The organism is Eubacteriaceae bacterium Marseille-Q4139 (genome assembly GCA_018223415.1).
Taxonomy (GTDB): domain Bacteria; phylum Bacillota; class Clostridia; order Lachnospirales; family Lachnospiraceae; genus CABSIM01.
Window position 1 is genome coordinate 3,941,031 of sequence record JAGTTQ010000001.1, and the last position, 10,534, is coordinate 3,951,564.

Genomic DNA, 10,534 nt, shown 5'->3' on the forward strand with positions numbered 1-10,534 from the left:
ATTTCTCCTTAATTCACTTTTCTTATTGGTACACCTGCAATTAGTCTATGGTAAAATATCACAACAAACATCGTCAAAATATTTGAAGTTTTCGTAAGTAAACCAACACAGTCCGAATAATATGCCATTGTGAATACATAATACGACATCGACATGAGAACAAGATTTCGGTTTCTTTTATAGCTACTTTCGGATTTTAATAACAGACTGCGATATAGTAATATTCCTATAAAAAACACCAGTAATAAGCGGCATATCATATAAATCAATCCACCTTCAAAAACACTAATAAAAATTGTCGCAGTATTTCCGCCATAATTTAGCTTTCCGAGGTATACTTGTGCATGCATAATAGTTTTTGCTATATCATTTCCGAATAAAAGCCCTTCCCCACTATAAACCATTTTGATTTTTTTATTAAGGACTGCAACCGAACTTCCCACATAATAGATAACATATTGCAAGAATGTACTTGTTGCGGACAGTTCATTATTTGTTGTTTTTACAATATTTCTTGAAATAAATGCAAGTGCTAAAAACGCAAAAACTGCTGGCCAAATTTTCCTTATCATTTCAACAAATGATTTCTTATTATCTTTTATATTCCAGCCTTTATGTTCTCTCCACAAGACAGAAAACATTAAAATTCCGCCAGATAGCAACTGCATAATTTCCGTTCTTGATCCTGAAAAAATAACAATTGCAACTGCGCTTAGAACTGAGATCAATCCACATAACTTTCTTCTTTTATTTTTTTCTTTTTTTACAACAGTGTCAATAAATAGAAACATATTTACGTATGCGATTGCAATTACCGGTTTGAAAAGCTGACGTATTAGTGGGTTCATGCGATACTGACCTGCGTCCTCCATATAAGCCGTTTTCATATAAGCAAATGCATTCATGCCACTTCCTCCAGCCATCATTCCAACTCTATATGCATTTAAGCCATACAAAATTGTAAATATTATGCTACAAAAAGTCGCCACTTCCACAATTTTATCGTTATATACTACATCAGATCCCTTTATCCAACTAACAGGCACTTTTATTCTTTTTCTAGAAAAAAGATTTGCCATTGTCATAGCACTTATTCCGACTAATACAACAAAGAATGTAGTGGCTGAAAGTCGAAATTCCCAACTGTCTGCTCCCATGCAGGAAAAAAGAACACCTATAAATAAACTCAGACAAGCAATGGCTGCGGGTGATATTGTATCTCTTTGCGAAATTTTAATATTCACAAGTGTAAACATTGCTACAATAAGTAGCAATAACGAAAGCACATTAATTCCTCCTTCCTTAAAATCTATTTATGCAAATTGCCAATTTCAACATTAATGTTGCCGGAAGCGTTGGTCTGACAAATTTTCTATTTATCAATAATCGTAGCTTACATAAATAATTTTTCTTGTAATCCGAAATGTCCTTCAAAAAAGCGATTTCATCGTTGCTCAAGAATTCACTATATCCCACTAATAAATCTTCTGTTGGATTCATATATGCTTTTTTCCCTCGCAACAAGGTTTTCAATCTTTTCATTCGTCCTTTATTTCTATTTCCATCTTCGGATGAGTTACTTTCATAACGAATATGATAAAACAAGGGTTCTTCACAAAAATAAATTTTACCAGACAAGAAGCAAATCAGTCCAACCCAGTAATCATGTGCTATGTCTTTATTAAACGGTTTATACTTTTGAATAATGTTCATTGCGTCTTTGTTCCAAAGCATTCCACAGCCCTGAAAATATTCAGTTGCAATTGCAGACTCAAAAGATGGGGGTGTTGCAATTCGGTTTTCTTGCTCGCTTCTTGTCTTTAAATCAGATGTAACTGAAACAGAATTACAGTGAATCAACTGTGGTCCTTTATAATCATCTTTTTCCGCAAGCCGAATACAGTCTATTATTTTATTGTCAAACCATACATCATCTTGATCTGAAAAGCCGTAATAATCATAAGAATTATCAGCTAAATATAACAGCTGTAAAAAGCTTTGTTTCCATCCAACATTGTTTTCTTGCTTAACAAAAATCCTACTTCTATATTCTTTGACTAAGTCTTCAATTACTTCAATTGTATCATCATCTGACCCATCGTCCCTAATATATATGTAACTGTCGACCTCTCTTTGATGTATAATACTTTCAACTTGTTTTCGGATTTTATCCTTTCCGTTATATGTTGACATTAATATCAAAATTTTGTACATAATCACTCCATAAGTATTGTTTCAAAATTGCTATAATAATTCATCAAATTATATTCTTGTACTAATTTTCGTCCATTTGATATCATAGCATCAAATTTGCCTGGCTCATCCTTAATCATCAAGATTGACTTTTTAATATTGTCCACGAGATTTTCATCACGATTTAATAGAATTGCGGCATTATCAGGTATGTATTCAGGGATTCCTCCAGAATTTGTTGTAATCAACGGTAATCCACTAACTACTGCTTCCACCATAGTCATCCCTGCTGGTTCCTCCCACATTGACGGAAGAACCGCAACATTTCCTAATTGGTAAATAGAAGGCATATCTTTATAATCTATATATCCTGTAAATACAATCCCATCTTTTATACCTTCTGCTTCCTTCTGAAGCTCTAATGTGTAGTCATCAACTATGTCACTGCTATAAAAACCCGCTCCAACAATAAGCAACTTTATATGTTCATCTTTGCATTCTTTAATCGCTTTGATTGTTTCAAGTGCCCCTTTTTCATCTACCAACCTTCCTGCAAATATCACAACAAAATCATTATCTTCAATTCCATATTTGTTTCTATACTCTATTATTTTTCTTTCGTCTCTTGCTGTGAATCTTACAGTATCCACTCCATTTTTAAGGACATAACATTGCTCTTTATTTAATGTTGGAACCTGCTTTCTAAAAGAGTTATTTACAAATTCACTTATTCCTATTAGGCTTCTAATTGAGGCTGCCTCTTTTTCGCATTTAAACAGCGAACGAACCTCATTATGGAGATAATAGATTGTCTTTCCTTCATATTTCTTTGCAACTTTCTTGTTTTTTAACACGAAGAAAAGCGTAGAATTCGTTACCAAAACAAGTCTATCGAAGTCATTTTTTAGTAAAATCTTTGGGAACTTTGACATCACATACAGTCTACGAAGAATACAACGATATGAAATCAAATTTGCTTTTTTTAACAGATTTTTTGCAATCCAGTATATTGCTTTATCAAAACAATTAACCACTTCCGGAGACTTCACAAAATAAAAGTTGCTGTTTTTATATTTTTTTGATTGTTCTGCTGCCTTTTCTTCGTATAGACTAAAAACTGAAAAGTCAAAACTATGTTTCTTTTCATTTTCATCAAGTAAGTCTTCTATCAGATTTTCAACAGCTCCTCCCTTTGTTGCTGGAACTGGTGAAATCCCACTAGTTAAAAACGCAACCTTCATTCTTTCCATGCCATGTCAATCCTCTTTCTCTATATTATCCAACTGCACCTTACGCTTTTATTTCATGTAAAGGTATCATCTCATATTCTTAAAATTTAAAAGTATCCTTCAGTCCCAGCCACTTCTGATCCTTATCACTCAGATTCAGTGCAGTACCGTCTTCTAGCATATAGCCTTCTGCACTTGTGCTGCCCTTGTACTCACCCTTCAGTTCCGGCCACTCGATGCCGATTTCAGGATCGTTCCAAGCTATGCCACCCTCATCATTCGGATGCCAGAAGTCATTAACCTTGTAGCAGAACTCTGCCTCGTCACTCAGAACCAGGAAGCCATGCGCAAAACCTTCCGGGATGAGGAACTGCTTCTTGTTCTCAGCGGACAAGGTCACGCCATACCACTTGCCATAGGTCTCAGAATTGCTTCTGAGATCAACTGCAACATCGAACACTGTGCCGCGCACGGCGCGCACCAGCTTGCACTGCGGATACTGTTTCTGAAAGTGCAGGCCACGAAGCACACCCTTTGTAGACATAGACTGGTTATCCTGTACAAAGTAGATGTCAATGCCAGCCTCCTTCATATCTTTTTCGTTGTAAGTTTCCATGAAATAGCCACGGGCATCACCATGAACAGCAGGCTCAATCACACAGAGGCCCTCGATGCCGCCTACATTTTTCTCAACTTTAATCTGTCCCATTTCTTCTATCTCCTCTATTACTGCTCGATCTCTTTCAGATAACGGCTCAATGCATCCTGCCAAGTCGGAAGCGGAGTAAATCCAGCCTCCACCAGCTTGCTCTTATCCAAACGACTGTTGAACGGACGAGCAGCCTTGCTCAGACCATACTCCTCGGTGCTTACCGGAAGCACCTCCGTCTTATAGCCCGCCTGACGGTAGATTTCTTTCGTGAAATCGTACCAACTGATATAACCACCCTCGTTGGTCGCATGGTAATAGCCATACTTCTCAGTTTCATTCATATCAACGAGCAGTCGAGCTAAATCATATGTATAGGTCGGTGTGCCGATCTGGTCATTAACCACACGGACAGTGTCATGTGTCTTACCAACATTCAGCATGGTCTTAATAAAGTTTTTACCATTCAAGCCAAACACCCATGCAATGCGGACAATGAAATACTTCTCCAGCGTCTGGCTGACTGCCAGTTCACCTTCCAACTTCGTCTGACCATACACATTCAGCGGCTTGTAATCCTTGCAGTCCGGCTGCCAAGGCTCAGTGCCCTGACCATCAAACACATAATCCGTGCTGATGTAGGTCATCTTGCAGTCCAACTTCTTGCAGACATCTGCAATATTCTGAGTTCCACCAGCATTGATGGAACGAACTTTCGCCACTTTATCGTCGTCCTCTGCCATATCCACAGCCGTCCATGCCGCACAGTGGATCACAGCATCCGGGGTTACTTCTGTAATTACTTTTTCAACAGCATCTTTATCAGTAATATCCAGAGCCACATACGGTGCTTTTGTTACCGCAGAACCATCAGCCACACCGCTGTAGGTTTCCTGAATATCAGAACCAACACCTTCATGACCACACTTCAGCAGTTCATTCATCACGTCATGACCCAGCTGACCGCCAACGCCTGTTACAAAAAACTTCATGTTCTTTCCTCCTCTGGCTTTTAGCGGTTGCTGTACATTTTCTCGTAGTAGTTCTGATATTCGCCGCTGATGATAGTCTCCCACCACTCACGGTTATTGAGATACCACTGAATAGTCTTCTTGATGCCGTCCTCAAACTTGGTCTCCGGCAGCCAGCCCAGCTCATTGTGGATCTTGGTCGGGTCGATAGCATAGCGCATATCGTGGCCCTTACGGTCACCAACATGGGTGATAAGGCTTTCCGGCTTGCCCAGCTCCTTGCAGATGATCTTCACGATCTCGATGTTCTGCTTCTCGTTATGACCGCCGACATTGTAGACTTCACCAACACGACCTTTGTGGATAATCAAGTCAATAGCCTTGCAGTGATCTTCCACATACAGCCAGTCACGGACGTTCAGACCCTCGCCGTAAACAGGCAGCGGCTTGTCAGCCAGAGCATTAGCAATCATCAGCGGAATCAGCTTCTCCGGGAAATGATACGGGCCATAGTTATTGGAGCAACGGGAAATGGTCACAGGCAGGCCGTAGGTACGGTGGTAAGCCAGAACCAGCAGGTCAGCGGCTGCTTTGGAGCTGCTATACGGAGAGCTAGTATGGATCGGAGTCTCCTCAGTGAAGAACAGGTCAGGACGATCCAGCGGCAGGTCACCGTAAACCTCATCGGTAGAAACCTGATGGTAACGCTGAATACCATATTTGCGGCAAGCATCCATCAGCACACTGGTGCCGATGATATTGGTCTGGAGGAAGATGCCCGGATCTTCGATGGAACGGTCAACATGAGATTCTGCCGCAAAGTTGACCACGATGTCCGGATGTTCTTCTTCAAACAGTTTGTTCACAGCCTCGCGGTCGCAAATATCAGCCTTCACGAAGCGGAAATTCGGGTTATCCATAACAGGGGCCAGTGTGGACAGATTGCCTGCATAGGTCAGCTTGTCCAAGCAGATGATCCGATAATCCGGATACTTTTTCAGCATATGGAACACAAAGTTACTACCAATAAACCCAGCACCGCCGGTAACAATAATATTCATGATTTATTCTCCTCTACACTTATCTATGTATCTTGTTCTCGTTTTCTAATTAATACAGATGTTCCTGATACTTGCCGTCCATGACGTCCTTCAGATACTGTCCGTACTGATTCTTCTTCATGACCTCATAGACTTCCATCAGCTCATCCTTGCTGATCCATCCGTTCAGGTATGCGATTTCTTCCAGGCAAGCAATCTTACGATGCTGATGCTGCTCGACAGTCTTTACGAAGTTGGTGGCATCCACCAGGCTCTCATGTGTACCTGTATCCAGCCAAGTGAAGCCCTGACCCAGCAGTTCTACATTCAGGGTACCGTCTTCCAGATAAATACGGTTCAGATCGGTAATTTCCAATTCACCACGGGCAGACGGTTTCAGGTTCTTTGCAAACTCGACCACACGGTTATCATAGAAGTACAGACCAGTCACGCAATAGTTGCTCTTCGGATGTTCTGGCTTTTCCTCGATAGAAATGGCCTTACCGTTCTTGTCAAACTCCACAATACCAAAACGCTCTGGATCGTCCACATAGTAGCCAAACACCGTTGCGCCCTTGCCGTTTTCTGCATTCTGGACTGCTGCCTGCAGGCGCTTCTTCAGACCATGACCCGCAAAGATGTTATCGCCCAACACCATAGCCACAGAATCCTCACCGATAAAGTCGGCACCAATGATAAAGGCCTGTGCCAGTCCATCCGGAGACGGCTGAACCGCATAGGTCAGATTCACACCAAACTGGTGTCCATCACCAAGCAGGTTCTCGAAACGAGGAGTATCCTGTGGTGTGGAAATAATCAAAATGTCGCGGATGCCTGCGTTCATCAAAACAGACATCGGATAATAAATCATCGGTTTGTCGTAGATTGGCAAAAGCTGTTTACTTGTTACTTTTGTTAATGGGTACAGTCGTGTGCCTGAACCTCCTGCTAAAATAATGCCTTTCATAACTGTTTCCTCCTCCGTCAATCTTTACATTTACTCAAACAGTTTCCCATGTTCTTCTGAAACTCTCCGGGCATTAAATTTCTTATGTACATCTTCCAAGCCCTGTGCCACCAATGTATCCCTTAATCCATCTTCCTGATAGATTCGCATCACTGCTTTACTTGCACCGGCGGCATCATCCACTTCAACAAGCAAACCGTTTTCTCCATCCCGGATTATATTCGGAATAGCATCCACATTACTTGCTACAATCGGCTTACCCGCCATCATATATTCGGGCAGTGCTAGACCAAAGCCCTCCCAGCGGCTCAACAGGCATGCAACATCAAAAAGCTCCACATAGCTCATTGGGTTATCAACCCAGCCTGTGATATGTAAACTGTCCGAGAAACCATTGTCCTCCGCATACCTTCTAATCTCGGCTTCCTGATTTCCGTTTCCAACAATAATGAAGTGTGCATTTGGAACCGCTTCTTTTACCTTCTTTGCCATCTTAACAAACACATCCGGTGCTTTCTGTGGACTCATTCGTCCAACCATACCAACAACAAATGCATCTTCCGGAATGTTCAAGTCTCTCCTTTTAACTGCACCATGTACTCCATTCTCATAGGTTTCGATGTCCACACCATTAAAAATGACCTGTAACTTGTCCTCTTTGCATATTTTCTTATCCAATGCTGACTGCTTTTCCGCATCTGAAATACAGATAATCTTATCGCAGAATGGCGCAGCCACCTTTTCAATGGCTGTGTACATTGCTTTTTTCTTTGCAGAACAACGCATGTTAAACGCCCATCCGTGTGGGTTATATACACAGCGATTTTTCAAACCGATATCGGCAACACGAGCAATGGCTCCAGCCTTACTGGAGTGAGCATAAACAATATCGGGGTTATATTTTTTTATCAGTGCTCTAACCTCTTTAATCGCCTTTAGATCGTTTCCACCAATGGCTCTAGTCATTTCAATCTGTTCAAAAGAATCCACCAAATCTCTGTAGTCTTCTTCATGAAAATCTTGTGAGCAAACCAATATATTCTCGAATTTTTCTTTATCCAAATACTTGAGAAGCATTCGGATGTAGCGATCCACGCCACCTGCGGCCTGCGCTATATGCAATATTTTGATTTTATTCTTCCTCATCCCTCAAATACTCCTCGTCATTTTTCTTTCCGCAAATCTATATGCACATCCATATGGATGGCATTTCTCTCTAATTTCCACTGTGTGATAACCACACTCGGCTAAGTGTTTTCTTATATTGTCGTATCCAACTACCCCAGCAATCATGTTTTCTACTCCATAAAACATCCGTTGAGTACACTCGTCTCTATTTCTCTATAGCCGAAGTGCTGTTTTATACAGTCGAACCCCGTATACCCTACAATGACGTTTTTTCTAAGTGTTGGATTGTTGAATCAACCCTGTCGGCGCATGAGTTTTATTAAAACTGTATATATCATCCAATCCAATTCTCACCATTCATTGTTCGTTATTAACAAATCATTCACTTTAACCACTCAAAACATGTAATTATCATCACCATCCGTGCTCTACTCAACAGCTGTTTTATGAAGTAGAAATCATCTGTTTTTCTCTATTTTTCATGACTCAACAAACCGTTATGATGTAGGTGTCATTAGTGGGTCAGATAGTGTACTCAACAGCAGTTTCAGACGTTAATGATAAACTCATGGATTTTTGTTGTTTTCTCCTATTTTCCGACATTTCTATGATTCTTCTGAAAAAGTTGTGCCAATTTTGTACCACGGGGGGGGCAAAAGTTCAGCGTTTTGTATAAATATCTTGCATTTACAGTTCATATAGCTGTGAAACACGGCCAATTTCAGCACCCTATATAGTGTGCAAAACAGGTTCTTTTCGACATTGCTACGTCAATACAGTTTGTTGAGTAGACATTTGTTGGCGCTGCAATCACCACAAAATCGGCTGCGCTGTAAGCCATCTCCGCGTCGAGTGTTGCGGTCAAATCCAGGTCTTTCTCAGCCAGGTATTTTTCAATGTATTCATCCTGGATTGGAGATTTTCTTTGATTCACCATCTCGACTTTAGACGAAACAATATCGACCGCAAATACTTTTTCATGCTGGGCTAAGAGCACAGAAATGGACAAGCCCACATAGCCATGCACTGTCACTACAACCCGTTTTCCAAATAACTTTGGAAGCCAGCACATAGCCGCCGGGCCTTCGCGTGGATGTGCACGACATCGTATCGGCCAAAGGCAGATGCTAACGCGGCAAAGAAACTGGAGGATACCGCTGCAAGTCCTTTCCCGTTGATGGTCGGGACCGTTTTGAGTTTTACACCCTTGTACTCGTGCAGCCTTTCACCGTCAAACTCTTTCCCGCTCACATGATGGCCGCCACGGGTATAACAAGTCACCTGATGGCCTAACTTCACCATCCGAGTGCTGAGTTCTTCGACCACAACCTCGACGCCACCTTCCCGACCAAATCTCTTCAGGCCGAACATACATAGCGACAATCCCTCCGCATTATTTGCCATCCTTCGCCCACTCCCTACCAGGTCTTCTCTTCCGCAATTTCATTCCCAAATGAGTTTTGTTTCCACTGCTCATGAAACCCGGTCTATGCTAAAACGGATTTTCATCAGCGCCAAAGATAAGCACGACAACAAGCCCATCCCCGGCACTCTCGTACCAGGCACAGGCTTGCTCCAAACCTCCTATTCAAATTTTCATGCTCTTTAAGATTGGGTCGAATAGAGCCGTCAAGAAGCCATCCACTATCTTAGCTTTTTGGCGTCTTCTAACCCTCTCTGCATAAAAATCTGGATTTGAGAGCTGGGTCAAGCCGCCAAAAGCCCTGATTCTACGTGGTTTTTCTTGGTTGTCCCTATTATATCTCCATCACCGAGCATTGCAATATTCAATTTATCCTTCACAACTTACGTACTCCTTATCCATGACGTACTCCTCTTTTCATCCGGCCGGTTCGGAACTTTTTAAAATTCTCTATGGTCGAAATTGCTGTGGATCATCATTCCGATATCTATCATTTCTTCCTGATTTCCACAGTAGCCCTTCTATTAAGTAAATTATTATGTCTTTTTCTGGTCATGTCTGTCCAATCAATACAATACAAGAACCATGTTAAATAAACGCCCGAAATGTTCATTTTCTCTATCCGTTTATTAACTATTTTATTTAGGGCAGACACCTCAAATATTTAATACTTTATTGGCTTCTACAGACTTCAATAATCCCATTTGTGTAGACACCTTTTGTACATATCTATCGAAAAATGGTATATATTCAGCGACTAATATCACTTGGGCAGCCCTGTCAATCTATACTCTCATTCTTTCCACTCCCACCATCCCCCAACCATCTCTCTACCCTTCAAACTCTCCCTCGCTCTATTCACATTCCCCACAATTTCCAAACCGCCAATTCAACCACAAACCACCACTCCCATTCCATTTCCACCCCAGTCTTA

At 41.3% G+C, this 10,534-nt stretch carries 8 protein-coding genes and 1 pseudogene; all 9 read right to left on the reverse strand.

Annotated elements, in window-relative coordinates:
* Positions 1 to 8: 8 nt before the first annotated feature.
* The 9 genes and pseudogenes from KE531_18770 to KE531_18810 all read right to left on the reverse strand — a co-directional run bounded on the left by KE531_18770 (position 9) and on the right by KE531_18810 (position 9,581).
* A complete protein-coding gene (locus tag KE531_18770) occupies positions 9 to 1,286 on the reverse strand; it encodes an oligosaccharide repeat unit polymerase (GenBank protein MBR9955639.1) in 1,278 nt (425 codons plus the stop codon).
* 16 nt (positions 1,287 to 1,302) lie between these two features.
* Entirely contained in the window at positions 1,303 to 2,214 is a 912-nt protein-coding gene (locus KE531_18775) for a glycosyltransferase (protein ID MBR9955640.1), read from the reverse strand.
* Positions 2,215 to 2,216: 2 nt separating this feature from the next.
* Positions 2,217 to 3,443: a glycosyltransferase family 4 protein gene (locus tag KE531_18780; protein MBR9955641.1), complete on the reverse strand. Its 1,227-nt coding sequence runs from the start codon at positions 3,441 to 3,443 to the stop codon at positions 2,217 to 2,219.
* A gap of 79 nt (positions 3,444 to 3,522) precedes the next feature.
* On the reverse strand, positions 3,523 to 4,131 hold the full coding sequence (gene rfbC, locus KE531_18785; GenBank protein ID MBR9955642.1) for a dTDP-4-dehydrorhamnose 3,5-epimerase: 609 nt from the start codon (positions 4,129 to 4,131) through the stop codon (positions 3,523 to 3,525).
* Positions 4,132 to 4,148: 17 nt separating this feature from the next.
* Positions 4,149 to 5,063 (reverse strand): dTDP-4-dehydrorhamnose reductase, encoded by a 915-nt coding sequence (gene rfbD, locus KE531_18790; protein ID MBR9955643.1) that lies wholly within the window; start codon positions 5,061 to 5,063, stop codon positions 4,149 to 4,151.
* A 20-nt stretch (positions 5,064 to 5,083) separates the two neighbouring features.
* Entirely contained in the window at positions 5,084 to 6,103 is a 1,020-nt protein-coding gene (gene rfbB / locus KE531_18795) for a dTDP-glucose 4,6-dehydratase (protein MBR9955644.1), read from the reverse strand.
* A gap of 49 nt (positions 6,104 to 6,152) precedes the next feature.
* Positions 6,153 to 7,049, reverse strand: a complete 897-nt coding sequence (gene rfbA, locus KE531_18800) for a glucose-1-phosphate thymidylyltransferase RfbA (GenBank protein ID MBR9955645.1) — start codon at positions 7,047 to 7,049, stop codon at positions 6,153 to 6,155.
* A gap of 30 nt (positions 7,050 to 7,079) precedes the next feature.
* Positions 7,080 to 8,195 (reverse strand): glycosyltransferase family 4 protein, encoded by a 1,116-nt coding sequence (locus KE531_18805; protein MBR9955646.1) that lies wholly within the window; start codon positions 8,193 to 8,195, stop codon positions 7,080 to 7,082.
* 703 nt (positions 8,196 to 8,898) lie between these two features.
* Positions 8,899 to 9,581: pseudogene (locus tag KE531_18810) on the reverse strand (glycosyltransferase).
* Positions 9,582 to 10,534: the final 953 nt, after the last annotated feature.